Source organism: Exiguobacterium sp. 8H, from assembly GCF_902506255.1.
GTDB lineage: Bacteria > Bacillota > Bacilli > Exiguobacteriales > Exiguobacteriaceae > Exiguobacterium > Exiguobacterium profundum.
The window spans coordinates 106,983-126,689 of sequence record NZ_LR733429.1 but is presented as its reverse complement, the minus strand read 5'-3'; the positions used below and the strand labels follow the sequence as shown (position 1 = coordinate 126,689).

Below are 19,707 nucleotides of genomic sequence, written 5' to 3'. Positions count from 1 at the left end.
GTTCATTCATTTATTATTCTATCATGCGTACGCTTGGTGTCAACTGCTTTGTTTCACTTGTTTGGCCTTCTCTTCGTCGACGAGGACACGGCGTAAAATCTTACCGACGAACGTCTTCGGCAACTCGTCGCGGAACTCATACAACTTCGGCACTTTATAGGCCGCAAGCTTCTCACGACAATGTTTGTCGAGTTCTTCTTCCGTCACACTCGAGCCATCGCGAAGGACGATAAACGCTTTGACCGTCTCACCCCGATATGGATCTGGGACACCGATACAGACCGCTTCCTTCACGGCCGGATGTTCGTAGAGGACTTCTTCGATTTCACGCGGATAGACATTAAAGCCACCTGCGATGATCATGTCCTTCTTCCGGTCGACAATATAGAAGAACCCGTCCTCGCCCATGTAGCCGAGGTCACCGGTTGCGAGCCACCCATCTTTCAAGACGGCTGCCGTTTCCTCCGGTTTCTGCCAGTAGCCTTTCATGACTTGTGGACCGCTCAGCATGATCTCCCCGATTTCACCGATGTCCGCCTCTGTTTCTCCGTCTGCTTTTACTATTTTAGCAGAAGTATCCGATAACGGGGCACCGATTGAGCCAACAATCCGTTTATCCCACAAGAAGTTCGCATGCGTGACCGGCGACGTCTCAGACAAACCGTACCCTTCGACAATGCGACCACCCGTGATCTTCTCAAACTCCTCTTGCACTTCGATCGGAAGCGGAGCCGAACCCGAGATACATGCCTCGATCGAAGACAAATCGTACTTCTTCAGTTTCGGGTCGTTCAAGATTCCGACATACATCGTTGGTGCGCCCGGGAAGAAGTGTGGCTTTTTCTTCTGAATCGTCTTCAAGACATCCGTCACTTCGAAACGTGGTACGAGGACGAGCTCATAGCCGTTCGTGACCCCGAAGTTCAGACAGCACGACATCCCATAGACGTGGAAGAACGGTACGACACACAAGACGCGTTTCTCGTCCCCACGATTATACTTATAGAATAAGTTCGTGATTTGATCCGCGTTCGCCGTCAAGTTGAAGTGGGTCAACATGACGCCTTTCGGAAGTCCCGTCGTCCCCCCAGTGTATTGAAGAACGGCGACATCTTCTTTCGGTTCGATGTCGAGTGGCGTGATAGGGTTAAAGTCTTTATAATTTTTGAACGGCGTCGATCCGGTCGTATCGATGACGATATTGTTCTCACGTTTCACTTTGATTGGATACAGTTTGTTTTTCGGGAATGGTAAGTAATCAGCGATACTCGTCGTGATCACGGTTTGAATCTCCGTCTTCTCACTGACGCGAAGCGTTTTCGGATATAACAGATCGAGGGTGATGACGATTTTGACACCTGCGTCCGTGACGAGGTTTTCTAGCTCACGTTCCGTATAGAGTGGGTTCGTCTGGACGACCGTCCCTCCTGCATAGAGTACGGCATAGAACGAGATGACGTATTGAGGACAGTTTGGAAGCATGAGGCTGACTCGGTCGCCTTTTTCAAGCCCTTTCGCTTGAAGCATCGTTCCGAGTCGACGTGCGGCATCATCGATTTCCGCGAATGTCCACTCCTTTCCGATAAAGGAGACGGCCGTACGATTTGGATAATCCTTTGCTGCGCGAGACAACGCCTCATAGAGCGGCTTTACCTCATAATCGATTGACTGGGGCATTCCTTCTGGGTAATCTTGTAACCACGGTTTGTTCATCGCTGTTCCTCCTTGGAAATGAATACTCATTCAGTTAACCCAATTATAATGCTAAGAAAACGCTTTCATCTACCCTTTACCCGATAATTTTCAGAAAATATCAAAAAAAGCGATTGGATTTGTCATCCAATCGCTGTCATACCCGCCTAAAATAGGAATCTTTCGAATCCAGTTTTTCAAGCTTCTGATTCATGAGTTGTTGCAATTCTTTTTCATGACGAATATTTGAGAAGTCAGTCCCGAACCATGCCTCCATTTCAGGTCGAGAGAAGGCATAGGTCCGGTTCGGGAAAGCAAAACGGACGATTTCGGCGTTCGGGATGAGGGTGAAATAGGCAGCCGCATTCCGAATCGCCAGATGTTCTTGTTCCGCTCGTTCCATACCCGGGTCTTCGTAACGGACGGTCAACCCATAAGGACGCTTCTTCGTCTGCAGTTCGACCGATCGATAGCATTCATGTAGCGGCAAACTTCCGGCAATGCCGACGACGGCTGCATTGTCCCCGACTTTCGCCCCTTTGTATTCAAAGGCGTCCGGTTCCGGGTTCATACATCCTGCCAGTGAGATGACGAGTACGAGCAACAGACAGAAGCGTTTCATAGGTGTCCCTCCTTACGATTTGAGTCTCAAGTTGAAGCGGTAAAGCAAACGCTTAGCGAGTAAGTGTGCTAAGAACGCTCCGATCACAAAGCCTACGATGTACAACATACTGTTCGCTTGATACGTGAATGTCGTGAACACAATTCCTGTGAACATCGCGATACATCCAACGATGATAATGTGGACGAGCCATAACCAGTTGTTGAACATGAAGAAACGACCGTTGTTTTCTTGTGGTGCACGATTGTACATCCAAGCTCCTAACCATAATGACAAGACGATAAAGACGATAGACGATGGAATGCTAATCGTGACGAACTCTTGCCAATACTGATCGGATCGAATGTATTCATATAAAGATAAATTCATCAAGTTACCGAGTGGTGAGATGGCTTGAATAAATACACTTTCATAAGCTGAATCGATTAACCAACCCAACGCATCACCTCGACCAGTCAGCGAGTAAGCTGATCCTTGAATCAATGCGAGAATTCCTAACGGGAAAATCAAGGCGACAAACGACCACACTGATTGAGAAATCGATTCCCCACCGAACGATCCCATCCATAAAGCCAACGAGAATAACGAGATCCCAATCAAGGCGACATACAGGACGATCACGATCGATTTAAATACGGTCCCTTCTAATAAGAAGGAATAACGGGAAGTGGCGACCAATGCAAACATCGCGATACTTCCTAACAGCGTGGACATGATAATCCCACTTGCCCCCAACACCCATTTTGATATGTACAGCTGGGTGCGGGTGAAGGGGAGCGACATCGAAAAGTCCGACATTTGACTGTTTCGTTCGGCACCAATGAGCGACGTGGCCATGAGCGCACTAAACACGACGAATAAGAATACAACTGGTCCTACCGGAATGACATCACCTATGTCACCAAGATAGAAAGCTAAACTCGAATCAGGGTCGAAGAAGGACTCAACCGTCAGGCGATCTCGTTCTTCAAACGGGATCCCGTAATCTACAGAATTCGCTCGTGCATCTTTAATCTGCTCATCAAACTGTTCGAATTGTGTCCAAGCCGGCACAGTGAAGGCGACGACGCCTAAGAAGACGAGCAGCATCCAAAGCAACGACACTTGTTTCCAATCTTTCTTTAACAATACTTTAGACAACATGGGCTTCTCCTCCTAACTGGACACGGAAGACGTCTTCAAGAGACATCGGAATCTCTTCGATGAGCATCGGATTATATGAATCGATGAACGTTTCGAGCTCTTCCGTCCGTTCTTTCGCCATGAATAGCACGACACGTCCCGTCACGCTGATGATTTCGATATCTTTTCGTTCGAGCAGTTCGACCGGGACATGGTCGTTGAAGACGACTTGCCACTTGATGCTGAGGGCACGTGCCTCTTCGAGTGACAAGATCGCTTTGACACGTCCATTCTCAATCATGATGATGCGGTCAGCGATGCGTTCGAGTTCATGGAGTTGGTGACTTGAGACGATGATCGAGCAGTTCCGATTCTCGACTTGGGCAATCATCAGTTTTAACACATCGGATTTGGCGACGACATCAAGTCCGTCCGTCGGTTCGTCGAGCAGGTAGTACTTCGCTTGGACGGCGAAGGCGAGTGATAACGTCACGAGTGCCTTTTGTCCTTTAGAAAGCTGGCGGATCTTTTTGTTGTCGATGTTGTATCGTGTCAATGTCTCACGGAAGACGGTACGGTTGAAGGATGGATAGATCGATTCATACAGGTCCGTCGCCTCGTTCACCGTATAATTTTTGAGCGCATCGGCTGAATCCGGTACGAAGATGACGTCACGCTTCAATCCCGCATTTTTAAAGATACTTTTCGAACCATAGAGCACGTCGCCCATATCTGGGCGAATGATGCCGACCATCGTGCGGAGAAGCGTTGTCTTACCGGCACCGTTACGTCCGACGAGCGCAATGATTTCTCCAGATTCGACCGTAAAGTCGATGCCATCGAGTATCGTTTGACGGTCAATTTTTTTACTTAACTGTTCAACTTTCAGCATTGGATTTCCCTACTTTCTCATATTCCGTTCGCAATACGTCAATGGCTTCGTCTAACGGCACGTTCGCATAGTGGCAATCGATCGCAATCTTTTTGATCGAGGCGATGACCGGCTCACGTGCCGCATCATCGTCCACCCAGTCCTCGGAGACGAACGTCCCACGTCCACGTCGCATCTCGAGCAGCCCGAGCCGTTCCAACTCCTGATACGCCTTACTGACCGTATTCGGATTGATGACGAGATCGGTGGCGAGTTCACGCACGGACATCACCTTATCTCCTGGTCGTAAAATTCCACGGATAACAAGTTCTTTCGTTTGATTGACGATTTGCTCGTATAGCGGTTCTGAACTTTTCATATCGATTTTGTATAACATGGGTCACACCCTCTCATAATCAATGTTACTCTTTAAGTGTATTATATGTATTAGTACACGCAATTACAATAGTTCTTTGAGGGCACTTTTAGTTTACAGCGAAATGGAAATGATTTGAATAAGACTTTGGACCGAGGTATTCTCCTTCAATATCAGGTAGATTGAACGAGAGGTGACGAAATGATCAGAAAACGAATCATAGCAGGTATGGCAGTCGGGCTTCTCGCTGGCGGGCTCTTCGTATATACGACGCATGAAAAGTCAGAGGCACGGGAGACATACAACGCGTATGTGAAGGAAACGTACAATGAACAACCCGACATCAAGCTATCACGCGACTGGCATATGGGAGGTTATACCGGAGAAGTGACATTGACGAAGGAACCGTTCGCTGGCACTTATTTTCTCGTGACGTACAGTGACGGCTCCATCCACGATAACGTGCTCGAGACATATTGGGAACGCGAGGCAGAGCGGACGATTCACGAACGGCTCGTGTCGGAAGGAATCCTAAAAGAGGAAGAGACTGTCCGTGCGGAGGTGCCGATTGGCGTGTCCGATGATGTGCAAGCGAACATCTCCCCGACCCCGACGTCCATTTATGAAACAAATCCGAAGACGTATCTCGACGTCTCGATCATGTTTCATGAAGACTGGAACAATACGGACGAACAGAAACAACGGATTCTCGACGTCATGCGCGAAGTGGAATCCGATGTCTATTGGATTCACTTCTCGTTCGACGGAAAGCCTGGAGGAAATGACGATTACACAGAACGGTACATGATGTTCACGCGCAAAGCGTCTGACATCGACCCATCCTTCCTCGACGTGCGGACGATTGAGGACTTGAATGCCTACGACCGAATGTATGGATTCGACGAGACGACATTCACGACAGAATATCGATTTGATGGCACCCCTATCGAAGAAGAGACGACACAATAATCCGGTGTCGTCTTTTTTGAGCGTTTGACTTTACAGGCAATCCAAAACGTTGTATCGTTTGACAAGTCAACGATTGATAAGTCAATTGAGAAAGGTGGGACGCAATGGACCTACGTGAAATCAGCCGATTACTTTACCAAATCAAGTTGGCGGAACAAAACGTCGCATCGTCGTTCGAACGGGAAACGGGCTTCAGCCTGACCCGCTACGAGATGTTACAAGTCGTCAAAGAACGAGGCGTTTGTTCGCAACGCGTGATTAAAGAAGAGATGAAAATCGACAATGCTGCCATCACCCGACATTTGAAAATCCTTGAAGAGAAAGGGTATGTCGTCAGAGAGCGGAACGCGGAGAACCATCGCGAGATGTTCGTCCGTGTGACAGAGAAAGCAGAGCAAGACCTCGGGCACTGCGAGCGAGACGAACGGGCCAACCATCTCGTCTTACAAGCCTTGTCCGCTGAAGAGATTCAACACTTATCCGGGCTGCTTCAAAAATTGAACAGTCACGCCTAAACAGAGAAAGAAGGAATTCACCAATGGCAACTACATTCGAAAACAATACATTTACAGACGTCATGTTCGGTCGTAAATCAATCCGTGTCTATGACGAGAACGTGAAAATCTCACAAGAAGAAATGCTCGAGATGATTCAAGAAGCAACGACTGCCCCATCATCGGTCAACATGCAACCATGGCGCTTCGTCGTCATCGAGAGCCCAGAAGCGAAAGAGACGCTCAAACCACTCATCCGTTTCAACACACGTCAAAACGATTCGTCTGCAGCGATGCTCCTCATCTTCGGAGACATGGAGTGCTACGAGTACGGCGAACAAATCTACGATCAAGCGGTCGCAGAAGGTAAAATGCCACAAGAAGTGCGTGATCAACAGCTCGGCGCAATCATCCCTTACTACAAAAACCTCTCGAAACAAGAGATGAACGACATCGTGAAGATCGATGCGAGTCTCGCTGCGATGCAATTCATGCTCACAGCACGTGCACACGGCTATGACACGAACCCAATCGGTGGTTTCGAGAAAGACCAACTCGCAGAAGCGTTCGGTCTCGACAAAGACCGTTATGTACCAGTCATGATCTTGTCTGTTGGGAAAGCGGCAGAAGAAGGTTACCAATCTGTACGTCTTGACGCTCAAACGGTCACATCGTTCAAATAATTCACCACACAATCGGAGGAATCAACCATGATCTTAGTCAACGCCACATTCGATATCCAAGCATCACAACGCGAGAACTTCTTGCGTGACATCCAAGTCTTGATCGACTCATCAAAACAAGAAGCGGGCTGCGTCGGATATGACCTATACGAGTCAACGTCTGTCGAGAACCGTTTCGTCATGATCGAGAACTGGGAAGACCAAGCCGCTCTCGAGCAGCACAACCAAAACCCGGTCCTCATCAACTTCGCACAAAACGTGGCGAACTACGTGTCTGCAAAACCAGTGGTACAAGTAGCAGCGGTCAACTAATATGTCGACGCTCACCCTTGTGCTCGGAACGCTTGTCGTCATCGAATTCTTCTATATCTTCTATTTAGAGACGATTGCGACGGCATCCTCGTCGACGTCACGCGTCTTCCGTATGTCGAAAGACGAGCTAACGAGAGACTCGGTGTCGGTTTTGTTCAAAAATCAAGGCGTCTATAACGGATTGATTGGGGTCGGGCTCTTGTACGGACTCTATCTTTCCCCCAACCCGGTCGAGATTGTCACCATGATTCTGCTCTATATCATTCTCGTTGCCCTATATGGCAGTATCACGAGTGACAAGAAGATTATTCTGACACAAGGTGGGCTTGCCATCTTGACGTTGGTATCGATGTTTATTTTATGATAGAAAAAGCGTTCGACCTGGTGAAAAGGTCGGACGCTTTTTGCTTGTATCCTCTATACTAAATAGTGAGGTGATGATGGTGAGATACACATGCCCATGCTGTGGCTACCAGACGTTAGAAGAGGAACCTCCAGGCACATACGACATTTGTCGAATCTGCTTTTGGGAGAATGACGGGGTTCAATTCGACGATCCCGATTATGAAGGCGGTGCGAATACGGTGTCGCTTCGACAGGCTCAACAGAATTACATCCAATTTGGTGCGAGTGAACGGCTCTTTTGTGATGATGTCAGAAAACCGAATAAACACGACAGAAAAGACCCAGACTGGAGACCCTTCTCTAGCAAGTTGACTTAATACAAGGTCACCCATATAAGAGGTGACCTTAATCATTCATCTAATCTAAAATGCTCCCACATCTCTTCATCGACGACAAAGAACGATTCATGGGAGCATACCGCGAGCACGCACGTATCCCCCACATAAAACATCAAGTCTTCGGGAAGTTCCGGATGGATCCATCCGAACAATGAGCCACCATGCTCTTTTAGAAACTGTGCTGTCAGATAATTCATATGGAACGAATATAGATACGCCGTATCTCCTGACAATCTAGTCGTCTCCCATTCACTTACGATGGTTCGTTCCCTCAAATCCCAACGAATCTCTTCAGTCAGTACATCCATATACGCTAGACGCTCCTCTTCAATTTCCATTCGGCGTCTGTCTTCCACGAACGCAAAGTGAGTGCAGTGCTCAAGCAAAACATCGATGAGCGCCTCATAGCGATCTCCCTTTACATCTTGAGTGATCATCAGCATGCTCTCAAGCCCCCTATGGTGAAGTAACAAATATGCCTGTCTCTTCCATAACCTCGAACGAATCTTGATTCCATCTCACTTCAATCGTTCCGACTCGTTCGGGTTCTTCGACACTTCGGTATAATCCCCTTACCTCCATGTTGAAAGTGAAAAAGCCACTGGATTGTTTCATATACCCCTCTTCATTCACATATATATTCGTCTGATCCCCAATCAGGTTGAACGAATCACAGCTGTCATCTTCGCATTGTACCGAATACGTTTCCTCGAACCAGTGTACAAAGTCATCCATATCTGGACTAGTCGTATACAATGGTGCAATCCAAACTCTGGTTATAATCAACCCGATAAAACCGATGAATACCCATTTTCTCATATACTCTCCCCCGCTTTCACTATCCAAAGTCTACCATATCAAAATTATCAAATAAAAAACCGCCCTGACCGAAGTCAGAGCGGAGTTCAATTATAAGGCGAAAATCGCTGCAGATACACCGACGACACCGACGAGTGCCATCGCATATACTGGCACACGTGGCATTTCGCCATTGTTGTCGAGTGCTTTCCCGAACATGTAGAAGACGATCGGGTGCACGAGGAACGGCATCGAGAAGATGAGCGGGATGAGAAGCGATGCTTCCGTCCCGAACATACCGCCTTGAACCGCTGCGAACAAGCCGAAGTGCGAGATTGCTGACGATTGTGCCATCGTCGTGTAATCAAACGCAATCGTGCTGAACGTCAAGATGACGAGACCACCGAAGACGGCCATCATCTGCCATCCGAATGAGAACTGCATAAGGGCTTTGACTTCTTTAAAGTCTTCCCCGTTCGCCGCACGCAAGTTTTTCAACGCGAGCGCCGTGAGTGCGAGACCGACCAAGACGATGATCATCGTCGGCCAGATCCAGAGCGCGCCGTTGTCGGCACTGATCGCGAGGATCGAGAAGACGAAGATATGTCCGAAGAACGGGATGTTGATCATGATTGGCGCACGTTTTGCCGCCACTTGACCGAAGTCCCCAGCCGTACAAGCACCTGTGAGACCACTGTGTGAAAGTGACCCTGCCATACCTGGCGCGAGGTTACGGATGTGACCTGTGCGAGCGAACCACATGATGAGTGCGATCCCACCGAACATCCAGAACAACTGGCCGAAGAAACCGTACACGAGAATCGAGTTCATGCCTTCGATGGCGAACGCATCACCGATTCGTGAACCACCGACCATGAAGTTGGCAGCCAAGACGACCGGAATCCCTGCGAAGAGAAGCGCGCGGACAGTCGGTCCATACGTCCAGTTATGGAAGATGGCACCGAGTGCTGACGAAATCAACATCGCAAAGAAGATTTGCGGAAGTGCGATAATCGGCTGAACTGCTGTCGCAATCAGGAACGAGACGAACAAGATGACAAGCAAGAGGACTGTCTCGATGACACCTTTTTGCATGTATACTTTCTTGTCCTGAATCTGTGCTTTATGGTCGATGAGTAAGAACGACACCGCAAGACCGAGGAGTGCGAGGATTGGGTAGTAAAGCGCAATCCCTTCTGCCGTACCTGGCTCGATCGCCATCCGGAAGAACCCTTCCAAACCGACGAGCAAGAAGAATGAACGAAGGATGAAGATGAACTGCGTACGCCCTGTCCCGAGGAACATCTCTTCTTTAGAAGGAACGACGATGTCCTCCATGTCGAGCTCTTGCTTGCTCAAGATTTTACGAAGTTCTTGTCCGCCGACGAAGAACGAAACGACTAAGGCGATGATTGTCGTCCGTGACAAGAAGTCAACGAGCGGGAATTCAGGAAGACCCGGTGTCGCGATACCGAGCTCGACCATACCGAATCCGAGACCGAGACCGAAGATGACGATGACGAGGATCGGCGAGAAGCGCGTCCCAGCCACGACCATACGAGATAAAATGACCATTGGAATGACGAAGGCCATAAGCAACCAGAATTGGTTGATCAGTTGCATTTGAGATAATTGCTGTACAAGTTCCATTGACTAACCCCTAACATAATTTTTAGCACACAATATCGAAGTGTACAGGAATGAACATTGTGTGACAATAGGGTGTGATGTTTTGTAAACATTGAAAGCGGAACCAAGTGAAATTGGTCCCGCTTCCGTTAGTTATTGGATTGTCTGATGCCCCAAATGCCTTTATTTCCTGTGGAATAAAAGAGGTCCTCTTTCCCGGTAAAGCTCGCTGAATCGCTAGAATGCGCACGAATCTGTTTATTGACGTGCCCTTTCCAATCTTTATAGCGATCGAGCTCGAGTTGATAATACGATTTTTCGACATACGCATAAATGTCTTTCAAGGACGCCGTCCCACCGTGGTGTTGGAGGGCGAATTGGATTTTGCGTAGTAACAGGCGTTTCATATTACCCCACCTTTCTACTTTTTCTGTCAATATAAATAACTGAATTGATTAATCGTATGCTCGTTGTGCTTTCCGACTGAAGTAGTAATGTAACCGAACTTCTACAATCTGGTTCACCCATTCATAAACAATCGGATTGCGGAGCGCTTCATCGAATTCGATATGTAGGCTTTCATTTTCTACATAAAACGGTCCTCTGGCAATTTTATCGAATGGCATCCGTAACAACAATTTTCCAATTCGTTGTTGATGGAAAGGTTGTTGAAAGTCTTTCGTCTTTCCATCAATCTGTTGACGATAAGGCACGCTCGTCAAGTATTCATAGAACGGATAAGCTGCATCAGATGCTTTCAAAGGAGCGTACCACATTTGTTCTCCCCGCTCTAACATGACCGATAATACAACCATCTTATAACTTGTTGTCATTCTTGTATCTTCAACTTCATACAAGAGAGGATACATATTTTCAAAAACATTTAACTCACCGTCTGTTAACTCACCAATCTTCTTTAGAAAACCGAAGAAGCCACCAAAGTGCTTCCTTTCGGATTGATAAGCTTCCAATGAATATTCGCCTCGTTGGATTAGTTCTAGGTAGGTCGGTCGTCTCCCTAGCTCTTCCTTCACCATGAAATAATTTCGTTCTAATAATTGATGGCGTGTCGAGGAACGAGTCATCATTTTCTTCAAAAGATCGACAGTCTCTAAATCAAATTCGATTTTACACGAAGTAGGTAAGTTATTTGATGTTGGAACCTTCTTCAGTGAATCTGGACCGCCTGTCGTCAATAGCGCCAGTTTCTTATCAATGTTTTTATAGTTCCCAATCAAATCGATAATCGTACAATGCGTCTTTCCTTTTGATAGACGTAGCCCTCGTCCAATTTGTTGGGTGAATACTGTCAATGATTCAGTCGGACGACAGAACAATAGCGTATCGATTTCAGGAATATCTACACCTTCATTAAATAAATTCACTGCAAAAATGATGTCCAATTGTCCTTGCTTTAATTGGGCAATTACTTCCGTTCGATCATAATCGGCCTGACTATGAAGTGCTACCGCTTGTACTCCCTGCCTCCTGAAATAATCAGCCAAATATTCAGCTTGTATAACGGAAGAACAAAAGCCGAGTGCTCTCGATTGATGATGCTCTGACCAAGCTCTATAAATCTTCTCAGCAACACTTTCTTTTAACTGTTCTGCCAATAACTCTTCTTGATCGTAACGACGTCCATTGATCAGACGAATCTGAGAGTAGTCGATTTCATCATAGATTCCAACGTAATGAAACGGGGTTAAAAACGATTCTTCAATCGCTTCCGTAAAGTGCATCTGGAAGGCGACGTTATCATCACAAAGTGCATATACGTCTCCTCCGTCTAAACGGTCAGGCGTTGCAGTCAAACCGAGTAAGAACTTCGGTTGAAAATAATCTAGCACCCGACGGTAGGAAGGAGCAGCCGAATGATGGAACTCATCCACGATTATCAAATCGAATTGCTCCGGGTCATATTGCTCCATTCTTTGTTTCGAAGCTAACGTTTGAATCGAGGCGAACACGACGTCAGCAGTATCTTGATTTCTTGATTCACCACCGAGTAGTAACCCGGTCTTCCAGTCGGTCGCCACATTGAGGAATGACTTTTCTGCTTGTAACAAAAGTTCTCTTTGATGTGCGACGAAAAGGACACGTTTGAATTGTCGTGCAAAGAATGCACTCAAATACGTTTTCCCTAATCCTGTCGCCAAGACGAGCATCGCCTTTTTCCGACCTTCCGCCATCGTTTCTCGGAGTGCCAATAACGCTGCGTCTTGGACAGACGTCGGGGTAATCGAATCATCTTCTATGTAGACGGGAGAATGTTCAGCGACCTCCAATTCTTTCATTCGATCCTTTCGCGCTTCATACTCTTCGCGATAAGGCTGTAACGAGACTGGATTCATTATTTGCGCATATTCACTATAAAATAATTCATGGAACGCAGCGACTGACTCTTCAAACACTTCCTCTGATATATTCGAAGGAATTTCAACATTCCATTCCACTCCATGATTTAGTGCACTATGCGACAAGTTCGAGGAACCGACAAAAAATGTACTACTTTCCATTGTACGGAACAAATATGCCTTTGGATGGAACGACCTTCCCTTTGAACGGTACAGCCTGAGCTCGATATTCGGGATTTTAAGCAGCATATCCAGCGCATCAGGGTTGGTGAGATATAGGTAGTCCCCAACCAAGATTCTGATCTGAGCACCGCGTTCACCCGCTTTACTTAACGAAGCGGATAATTCTTTCACTCCCGACACTTGAGCAAACGCGACGACCATATAAATTTCAGTCGCCGCGTCTATGTGTTCTTGTAAAGGGATACCAAGATTGCTCGTATGGAGTCGTAAATCACTCATGATCTAGGACCTCTTCTAAAAATAGACCCTTCTCAAAACCGCCTCGTTTTTTGCGTTTCTCTTCACGAATTTGATTCAATTCATCAAAGTCTGCCCCATGCATGTTCCCAAGTGTATAGACCAACTCCAAAATATCAGCTAACTCTTCCAGCGACTCTTCATCAATATTTGTCTCTTCATACTCTTTGATTTCTTCATAAAGTTTCAATCGTGCTTGTTCGAAGTGCTCTGCTTGGCTTAGTTGCTTTACAATCGGTATTTTTCCTGATTCATGAATGATTTCAGGGATATGATCACGGATCAACTTATTAAATCTAGTCATGTTAAATACTCCTTTCCTCCTCTAATTGCATAACTTAGGTAAAATCAAACTAAATTAATTCCATAAATAATAACTTTATAATGTCAAATTACTTCAACGTATTTATTTATCTATGATGAATTATAAAATTAAGTACAGCATCCAAATGTGAACACAAAAAACCTATGACTCTTCTCTCGTGTAGAATGAGGTCACAAAAAATACATTCAGACAGAGGTAATCTCGTGAGCTATAGCCATCTCATCACCACGAAACATGTGAAATAGAGACCTACCAGAGCTCAAGATTATCCATCCGGTCGATTGGGTTTGGGCGACAGTCCTTGACAGTCTAGCGGGAAATCAGACGGAACTCCAGATACGAGTCAGAAAGTGCACAAGAACTCTATGTGAAGATGAAGACCAACTGTGGCGCAAATACGAAGCTTGACAACGTGATGCGCCGGACAATCCTTGAAAAGTTTTGTGGGACCTGGTCCCCGGAACAGATTATCGATCGTCTCTTCGATTACAGAATTGCCATCTTGACAACCTATCACTGGATTTATATGGGACAAATCGACACGCTCGTGAACGTATTCTGCCCAGAAAGGGAGACATCAAAAAAGCTGTCGAGATGTGCTGACGTGTCAACATTAAACTCCCAATCTCGAAACGTCCTCAGAGATCAAGTGGCGTCGAACGTTCGGGCACTGAGAGTTCGACATCGTCGTCTCAGGAGGAGAGAAATCGAAGGCATGTGTCGCGACGTTCATCGAGCGAAAAATCTGGTTATATCTCTTCCTGCCGATCAAAGACCATAATTCAGCCTCAATAGTGGGGCAATCAATTCGGTGCATGGCATGGCGCCTTTCTGAATTGCTACGACGGACCGAGGCAAGGAGTTCAGAGGTCACTAACTCATTTAAGAGACGCTCGGCGTGCCGATGTATTTCGCCGACTCGTACTCATCGTGACAACGGTGAAGCAACGAGGATGCCGACAGCTCCACCGCGAGTTTTTCCTGAAAGGAACAGACTTCACGAAAGTCGGGCATGACAAGCTTATAGATACGCTCGCCAAGATTAACGGGAGGTCGAAGAAGTGTTGCGCTTCAATTATTAATTTGATTTGCTAGTCAAATCATTTCTTAAATCTTGTGCAATAATAATTTTAGGATTATAATTTAAAGACCTAATTTTAGTTAACCACTCAATAATTTCAATCTTAAAGTATATAGATTTAATTTTTGATATATCTATTGTTCCATCTTTTCGAATGATACTTTGTATTTTTGTGATAAATAACATTGATATATTACTAACATTCAAAATATTGTACTCTTCTAGCACTTTCCTATTCATGTTATAAATATCAGCACTGTGCAGTGACTGTTTAATACAATAGCGCATTTCTGTTGTATTACCAATTTTTACATGTATTAAATCTTCTTCGTCTCTATTGTATAAATCTGCAAATTCAACACTCTTGAAACTTGAATGGTCATTCTTTCTATCCAATAACTCATAACCAAATTCATGTTCTAAATAAATATTATATGGATATTCAGCATATTTTACTTGGTCATAAGTTTGCGGACTTAACTTTTGAATTTTTCTTCCTTTTTTTAATACCGATGCATTTAAATTAAATTTCTCATCGTAAATAATAAAGTCATTGACTTTTGAGATTTCTCTGTTGATAAAATCCATATATGATTTGTTAAAGCTTGCCCACTTCCCTTTATAAAGACAAAAAGTTTTTCCTCGAAAGTCGATACTATAATCAATTAATTTCATTAAAAAAACTTTCGTTGTATTTTCTGTGTTTAACCTTATCGATACTTTTGAAATATCTTCACACTCTAGTGCCTCTAAAGCAGTTGCTAAGGAATCAATTGAAAAACTCTCCAACTCATAACTTTTCTTATATACTATTTCGATGTTATCATCATTTTCTGGGTTAATGAAAACCTCACCATTATCCTCCATAAAATATGATAATGAAACATTCGTTTCTTTCTTCAAAATTGAGTTTAGTAAACGTCGATTTAAATCTGAAATTAGCGGTAAATTATCTTCATTTTCTTTAATAAGAATCATACGTGATAACCCACCTACCGCACTCTCATTCCGCAGTAAATAATCTAATTCGTGAATAATATCTAATATTTCAGTTGGTTCATATGAATTAACACTCAGTCTTACTGATGTTCCAAATTTCATGTTATCGGAATATTTAGACAGTAAAAATCTAGAGTACTTCTCCTTAAGTTTAATTTTACTTACTACTAACTCATGACTTTCCCCAACTTCAGAAGAAACGAATGAATCTGCGTGATATTGAGTAAGCGCTCTACTTTTCGATTGATTCAAAAATCTAGCTGACTTCACTTCTATTGAATTATTATCATAAACTCTTTCAGCGATATTAAAACCAAAATCTAAATCAGCCGAAGTATTGACATAACTATGTCCTCTTCCGAGAGAAATAGCATATAGATTTCCGCCTAACTCTGTAATAATAACTCCATAAGCTGATTCTACTATCTTGCTTTGTTTTGAGTTATCGCCAAAATATTCGCCCCAATACTTTGCCCACTTAATCTCCGATGACTCTTCTCTATCTAATTTAAAGAAAAAGTCAACATGTACTTTTACTGATAGTTGCTCATTTTCAATAATTATTTTGCTCGTATGAACTTGCGTTTCACCTTTTCTTACCATTCCCTTTTCTTTTAACTCTCTGATCAAACTTTCTTTAGGAATTATTTGTTTATATATACTAAAATCCATTAACAATCCCCCTTGATTTTAAGTGGAATAAAGGTATGTACGAATCAAAAGTAGAAACAATTGTAAATTTAAGATTTTCAAACTATAAAAAGGTATCATTTGCTAAAATATACAAATGGCAAATGATACCCTTTTCTAATATTCATAAAATAAATGTGAGAAATACTATTTAGTGTTCTCCTCAAAAAACCTTTGAAGAATGCTTGAAGAAGGATAGCTTGACATTGATGCTATACCATTAGCTAATTCTATCGGAAAAAGAGCGCTAGTGTATCGATGGCTAATAATTTCAGGTAAAGTTTTTAGTATTCTTTCTAATCCGATCAAATCATTTTCATTTGGGCCATTCTCATTATTGACATAATGCCCCGTAGGAATATTTAATACTATACAAGTGTTAGGATCCGTTTTTACATAGATTTTCTCTCCCCAATTGGTTCTTTTCCCATACGAATTCATTAAATCGGGAGTTCTATAAACTTCATTTCTAATATACTGATGTGTCAATACAGAATAATAAATAGAGTCTCCTCTAGACATTGGCATTAATTCTTTAGAGATTTGACCAAGGTGATCGACAAATAAACCAGACTTTTCTTGACCAATTATATGAATTGGTCTATCTTCAGACTTAGCAAACTCTAAAAAGTTGCGAATGGAAGGAACTAGCTTAGAATATTGTCCTCTTAATGTAAGTGGTCCATCTTTAATAAATAAGGTATTCGTGACCAACTTTTTATCTTTATGGCTCCACAATAAACGAATCGCTGTAAATAACATAAGGTGTTCTACAATCATCATGTATGCTGAACTTACACTTTCTGGAGCAGTGTCCTCATTCATATCTAAGTGAAAGCCAATGATATCAGTTAAATAAACCACTCCTTTACAAACTTCACATATCTTAGTATCTTCATCTGGGTTGAGACCTGTAATCTTATTTTCACAATATGGACACTGAAAATTTGGAGAAACGATAGGTTGATCTCTCCATTTCTCATAGACTAACCATTTTAAAGTTTCAAAATAAGCACCTTTTTGATCAATTTTTAGTGAGTCTCTAACAATATGTCTTATAGCATTATAATTACTACCCATCGATGATTTGATGTTTCTAAGTGGAAATACTGTAGCATGATGAACTGCACTTTTTGACAAAATGTCTTTCAATAAAATTGGGTGAGGGTGTTCTTTATCAATTTTATCAAGCTTTGACTGTTCAATTGAGATTAATCCTGCCTTTACGAAAGCAACCTCCCTAGCAGGAGTTGCGTTCGAACTAACAGTTACATATGATCCATCCACTGCCCAAAATTGTCTTAAACTACTTACTGCCTCTAATTCAGCTTCATTCCAACCCTCTTTTTCACTTTGTGAAAGTTCATAAGAGTTCGATTCAAAATCTTTAATTAAAGATTTGACCCACTCACTTTCAACGACATCTAGATGTCCCAGTTTAGATGCATATTCAAACGGAGAATTAGATGTACTATTATATGCCATTAATTTATTCACCAACCTTAACTTCAAATTTATTTGCTTGAAGGGGAACAACAAATCTATGTGACATAGTTATCATTCTCATATACCCTGGGGTTTTTGATTTTTGAATATCTTCTTCGACACCTTTGAAAGCTGTTTGAACTTTTGATAATGCTCTTGTCTCATCACTTGAAGATAAATGACCTACAAAAAAATTCTCAGTTTGTGCTAATAGCTCTTTACTAATTGTGGATGGTGATTGAGTAGAATAAACCATTCCAATGTGAAATTTAGCCCCTTCTTTCGCAAATCTTGAATAGATTCCTGTATGATCATCAGTATTTGGTGGGAATAAATTGTGAGCCTCTTCAAAATATAGTTGAATAAATTTTCCACCTAACATATTGTTAATAAATTTTTGTTCTTGATGAGTAAAGACCGATTGTGAAATTAAATCAGAGAAGTAGCGTCTAATTTTATCAGAAGCATTCCCTAAGTCTAATATTACAGTTTTACCTTCATCTACAAATCCTAAAATTTCCTTAGTGAAGTTAGTAGCGTCCTTCGAGTGATATTGAATATAGTTTCTTAATATAATAGGACCACTTCCAGATTTAGGTTTAAAGAAAGCAATTAACGCCTCATCATCTGCATCTAAAAGAGGTTTGCCCGATGATGATTTTAAATTCGAGTTGCCGTTCTCTAAGATGTATGTTGCAAGTGCATCAATTTCTTCCACTAGACTTTGCATACTATTGGGTTGATTCGGTACTTTATCACCAAAAATCAATTTTCGATTACTTTCTGAAAACCCTGGGTTAAAATCGTATGTGTATCTAGTTTTCAACTTTAAGTCTTTTAGATTTTTATCTTCACATGAAAAACCTGCTTTTTTTAAAATCGCCCAAAAAAATTGCACTTTACGAATCATTCTTACTTTGTCCTTATTATCAGCCTCAATGATTTCTTCAATGGACGGAATAACTACACTGTTAAAGCTTTTTACATAATTTGCGTGTTGTTTATCTTGTTCTAGCAAAGTAGAAATAATATCCTTACATGAAGATGGACTCTCATAAAAATTCAAACGTAAATCTTTTGATTCAGTACCGGGACGTTTTGTTAACGCATACACAACACATTGTTCATTATATGCCGATCTAATGGAGGTATTTCCATCTTGTGGATTATCATTTGCGTATTCCCCATTAATATCAAAAATAATTTGACCTACATTATGGTCTTGTTGTGAAGATTTAATTACTGATTCAGCAATTAGTTTTACGATATTAGACTTTCCAAGTCGAGTCTTTCCAAACATCGCAGTTCTTGTTCCTTTAAAATCTTCTACTGATATTTTCACTTCTGGTTGTTGATTCATATCAGTAGTTAAAAGACATTCAGTAGTTCGTAAATTACCTAAAGGATATTGACCATTTCTTTTTACTAAACCATTTACTATCAAATCTAATATTTGTTGATTTGGTGAATATACTTGATAACGATGTGCACTTACTACATTATTTACATCTCCTGAGAATTCTAATTTCTTTGAATCAAAGGGGTTTTGATAAAACATCCCCATTACATCACAGTCTAAGGCTCCCCACTGAAGTTCACTTTGCGTCCACACATCTAGTTCCGGCATTGATTTCTTATGTAGTTCAAAATATGTCTGTTGGACATGATTACTTAAGGGCGTTGGCGAAACACCTGAAACCCTTAGTAAAGTAAAATGAACAGGTACACCTCGGAAATTATTAGGCACTAATATTAAAAATGATCCTCTAGGAATACCCCCTACCGCAATTTTATACGGGTCAGAGGTGATGATTTTAGCGGAATCGTAGTTTAACTCTAGAGTATAACCTACGAATTTCAAGTTTTCCACCTGTCTAGCTTCTTCAAATCGCTTTTGTTCCTCTAAGAAATTAGTTAAAACATTTAAAGGATTGTCACTAACCGAGGCACCGCTAATCAACTCTTCAATATTATTCATC

20 protein-coding genes are annotated in these 19,707 nt (G+C 42.8%); 6 read left to right on the top strand and 14 right to left on the bottom strand.

All coding sequences use genetic code 11. The annotated features are described in order from the left end of the window. Nucleotides 1-39 precede the first annotated feature (39 nt). The 5 genes from GVY43_RS00605 to GVY43_RS00585 form a co-directional block, all read right to left on the bottom strand. Nucleotides 40-1,713 carry an AMP-binding protein gene (locus tag GVY43_RS00605; protein ID WP_159561955.1) on the bottom strand — a complete coding sequence of 558 codons (1,674 nt, stop codon included), beginning with the start codon at nt 1,711-1,713 and terminating at the stop codon, nt 40-42. Between the two features lie 136 nt (nt 1,714-1,849). After that, nucleotides 1,850-2,314, bottom strand: coding sequence for a DUF4825 domain-containing protein (locus tag GVY43_RS00600; RefSeq protein ID WP_015881085.1), 465 nt, complete (start codon nt 2,312-2,314; stop codon nt 1,850-1,852). A 12-nt stretch (nt 2,315-2,326) separates the two neighbouring features. Next, the gene (locus GVY43_RS00595) at nt 2,327-3,457 is read right to left on the bottom strand and encodes an ABC transporter permease subunit (protein ID WP_159561954.1); all 1,131 of its coding nucleotides are present in this window, start codon (nt 3,455-3,457) and stop codon (nt 2,327-2,329) included. Next, complete coding sequence (locus tag GVY43_RS00590; RefSeq protein ID WP_159561953.1) at nt 3,447-4,328, bottom strand: ABC transporter ATP-binding protein; 882 nt, start codon at nt 4,326-4,328, stop codon at nt 3,447-3,449. The genes GVY43_RS00595 and GVY43_RS00590 overlap by 11 nt, the downstream gene beginning before the upstream one ends. Continuing rightward, entirely contained in the window at nt 4,315-4,704 is a 390-nt protein-coding gene (locus tag GVY43_RS00585; protein WP_074037561.1) for a GntR family transcriptional regulator, read from the bottom strand. The genes GVY43_RS00590 and GVY43_RS00585 overlap by 14 nt, the downstream gene beginning before the upstream one ends. A gap of 180 nt (nt 4,705-4,884) precedes the next feature. Here GVY43_RS00585 and GVY43_RS00580 point away from each other — a divergent pair, with 180 nt between their 5' ends. The 6 genes from GVY43_RS00580 to GVY43_RS00555 all read left to right on the top strand — a co-directional run bounded on the left by GVY43_RS00580 (nt 4,885) and on the right by GVY43_RS00555 (nt 7,863). Next, complete coding sequence (locus GVY43_RS00580; protein ID WP_159561952.1) at nt 4,885-5,652, top strand: hypothetical protein; 768 nt, start codon at nt 4,885-4,887, stop codon at nt 5,650-5,652. 104 nt (nt 5,653-5,756) lie between these two features. Beyond that, nucleotides 5,757-6,167: a MarR family winged helix-turn-helix transcriptional regulator gene (locus GVY43_RS00575; RefSeq protein ID WP_159561951.1), complete on the top strand. Its 411-nt coding sequence runs from the start codon at nt 5,757-5,759 to the stop codon at nt 6,165-6,167. Nucleotides 6,168-6,190: 23 nt separating this feature from the next. Beyond that, on the top strand, nt 6,191-6,829 hold the full coding sequence (locus GVY43_RS00570) for a nitroreductase family protein (protein WP_159561950.1): 639 nt from the start codon (nt 6,191-6,193) through the stop codon (nt 6,827-6,829). 27 nt (nt 6,830-6,856) lie between these two features. Beyond that, nucleotides 6,857-7,141 carry a putative quinol monooxygenase gene (locus GVY43_RS00565; protein ID WP_026826548.1) on the top strand — a complete coding sequence of 95 codons (285 nt, stop codon included), beginning with the start codon at nt 6,857-6,859 and terminating at the stop codon, nt 7,139-7,141. A 1-nt stretch (nt 7,142) separates the two neighbouring features. Further along, on the top strand, nt 7,143-7,505 hold the full coding sequence (locus tag GVY43_RS00560; protein WP_159561949.1) for a DUF1304 domain-containing protein: 363 nt from the start codon (nt 7,143-7,145) through the stop codon (nt 7,503-7,505). A 79-nt stretch (nt 7,506-7,584) separates the two neighbouring features. Continuing rightward, complete coding sequence (locus tag GVY43_RS00555) at nt 7,585-7,863, top strand: CPCC family cysteine-rich protein (RefSeq protein WP_159561948.1); 279 nt, start codon at nt 7,585-7,587, stop codon at nt 7,861-7,863. 32 nt (nt 7,864-7,895) lie between these two features. Here GVY43_RS00555 and GVY43_RS00550 read toward each other — a convergent pair whose 3' ends face one another. The 9 genes from GVY43_RS00550 to GVY43_RS00510 all read right to left on the bottom strand — a co-directional run bounded on the left by GVY43_RS00550 (nt 7,896) and on the right by GVY43_RS00510 (nt 19,706). Beyond that, nucleotides 7,896-8,327: a stage III sporulation protein AH gene (locus GVY43_RS00550; RefSeq protein WP_236548904.1), complete on the bottom strand. Its 432-nt coding sequence runs from the start codon at nt 8,325-8,327 to the stop codon at nt 7,896-7,898. Between the two features lie 13 nt (nt 8,328-8,340). Then, complete coding sequence (locus GVY43_RS00545; protein WP_159561947.1) at nt 8,341-8,703, bottom strand: hypothetical protein; 363 nt, start codon at nt 8,701-8,703, stop codon at nt 8,341-8,343. 90 nt (nt 8,704-8,793) lie between these two features. After that, nucleotides 8,794-10,332 (bottom strand): hypothetical protein, encoded by a 1,539-nt coding sequence (locus tag GVY43_RS00540; protein WP_159561946.1) that lies wholly within the window; start codon nt 10,330-10,332, stop codon nt 8,794-8,796. A 128-nt stretch (nt 10,333-10,460) separates the two neighbouring features. Next, complete coding sequence (locus tag GVY43_RS00535; RefSeq protein ID WP_026826554.1) at nt 10,461-10,718, bottom strand: hypothetical protein; 258 nt, start codon at nt 10,716-10,718, stop codon at nt 10,461-10,463. 48 nt (nt 10,719-10,766) lie between these two features. Next, complete coding sequence (locus GVY43_RS00530; RefSeq protein WP_159561945.1) at nt 10,767-13,130, bottom strand: DEAD/DEAH box helicase family protein; 2,364 nt, start codon at nt 13,128-13,130, stop codon at nt 10,767-10,769. After that, nucleotides 13,123-13,452, bottom strand: coding sequence for a nucleoside triphosphate pyrophosphohydrolase (locus GVY43_RS00525; RefSeq protein ID WP_159561944.1), 330 nt, complete (start codon nt 13,450-13,452; stop codon nt 13,123-13,125). The genes GVY43_RS00530 and GVY43_RS00525 overlap by 8 nt, the downstream gene beginning before the upstream one ends. Before the next feature lie 1,099 nt (nt 13,453-14,551). Beyond that, nucleotides 14,552-16,225: a DUF6119 family protein gene (locus GVY43_RS00520; protein WP_159561943.1), complete on the bottom strand. Its 1,674-nt coding sequence runs from the start codon at nt 16,223-16,225 to the stop codon at nt 14,552-14,554. A gap of 165 nt (nt 16,226-16,390) precedes the next feature. Then, nucleotides 16,391-17,740, bottom strand: coding sequence for a hypothetical protein (locus GVY43_RS00515; protein WP_236548903.1), 1,350 nt, complete (start codon nt 17,738-17,740; stop codon nt 16,391-16,393). Next, complete coding sequence (locus tag GVY43_RS00510) at nt 17,733-19,706, bottom strand: ATP-binding protein (RefSeq protein ID WP_159561942.1); 1,974 nt, start codon at nt 19,704-19,706, stop codon at nt 17,733-17,735. The genes GVY43_RS00515 and GVY43_RS00510 overlap by 8 nt, the downstream gene beginning before the upstream one ends. Between the last annotated feature and the right edge of the window lies 1 nt (nt 19,707).

Bases quoted from the DNA above. Each gene is read 5' to 3' on its own strand.
- GVY43_RS00600 (WP_015881085.1), bottom strand. From the start codon at position 2,314: ATGAAACGCTTCTGTCTGTTGCTCGTACTCGTCATCTCACTGGCAGGA.
- GVY43_RS00545 (WP_159561947.1), bottom strand. From the start codon at position 8,703: ATGAGAAAATGGGTATTCATCGGTTTTATCGGGTTGATTATAACCAGA.
- GVY43_RS00510 (WP_159561942.1), bottom strand. From the start codon at position 19,706: ATGAATAATATTGAAGAGTTGATTAGCGGTGCCTCGGTTAGTGACAAT.
- GVY43_RS00540 (WP_159561946.1), bottom strand. From the start codon at position 10,332: ATGGAACTTGTACAGCAATTATCTCAAATGCAACTGATCAACCAATTC.
- GVY43_RS00590 (WP_159561953.1), bottom strand. From the start codon at position 4,328: ATGCTGAAAGTTGAACAGTTAAGTAAAAAAATTGACCGTCAAACGATA.
- GVY43_RS00565 (WP_026826548.1), top strand. From the start codon at position 6,857: ATGATCTTAGTCAACGCCACATTCGATATCCAAGCATCACAACGCGAG.
- GVY43_RS00530 (WP_159561945.1), bottom strand. From the start codon at position 13,130: ATGAGTGATTTACGACTCCATACGAGCAATCTTGGTATCCCTTTACAA.
- GVY43_RS00575 (WP_159561951.1), top strand. From the start codon at position 5,757: ATGGACCTACGTGAAATCAGCCGATTACTTTACCAAATCAAGTTGGCG.
- GVY43_RS00585 (WP_074037561.1), bottom strand. From the start codon at position 4,704: ATGTTATACAAAATCGATATGAAAAGTTCAGAACCGCTATACGAGCAA.
- GVY43_RS00570 (WP_159561950.1), top strand. From the start codon at position 6,191: ATGGCAACTACATTCGAAAACAATACATTTACAGACGTCATGTTCGGT.
- GVY43_RS00535 (WP_026826554.1), bottom strand. From the start codon at position 10,718: ATGAAACGCCTGTTACTACGCAAAATCCAATTCGCCCTCCAACACCAC.
- GVY43_RS00560 (WP_159561949.1), top strand. From the start codon at position 7,143: ATGTCGACGCTCACCCTTGTGCTCGGAACGCTTGTCGTCATCGAATTC.
- GVY43_RS00520 (WP_159561943.1), bottom strand. From the start codon at position 16,225: ATGGATTTTAGTATATATAAACAAATAATTCCTAAAGAAAGTTTGATC.
- GVY43_RS00595 (WP_159561954.1), bottom strand. From the start codon at position 3,457: ATGTTGTCTAAAGTATTGTTAAAGAAAGATTGGAAACAAGTGTCGTTG.
- GVY43_RS00550 (WP_236548904.1), bottom strand. From the start codon at position 8,327: ATGCTGATGATCACTCAAGATGTAAAGGGAGATCGCTATGAGGCGCTC.
- GVY43_RS00605 (WP_159561955.1), bottom strand. From the start codon at position 1,713: ATGAACAAACCGTGGTTACAAGATTACCCAGAAGGAATGCCCCAGTCA.
- GVY43_RS00580 (WP_159561952.1), top strand. From the start codon at position 4,885: ATGATCAGAAAACGAATCATAGCAGGTATGGCAGTCGGGCTTCTCGCT.
- GVY43_RS00525 (WP_159561944.1), bottom strand. From the start codon at position 13,452: ATGACTAGATTTAATAAGTTGATCCGTGATCATATCCCTGAAATCATT.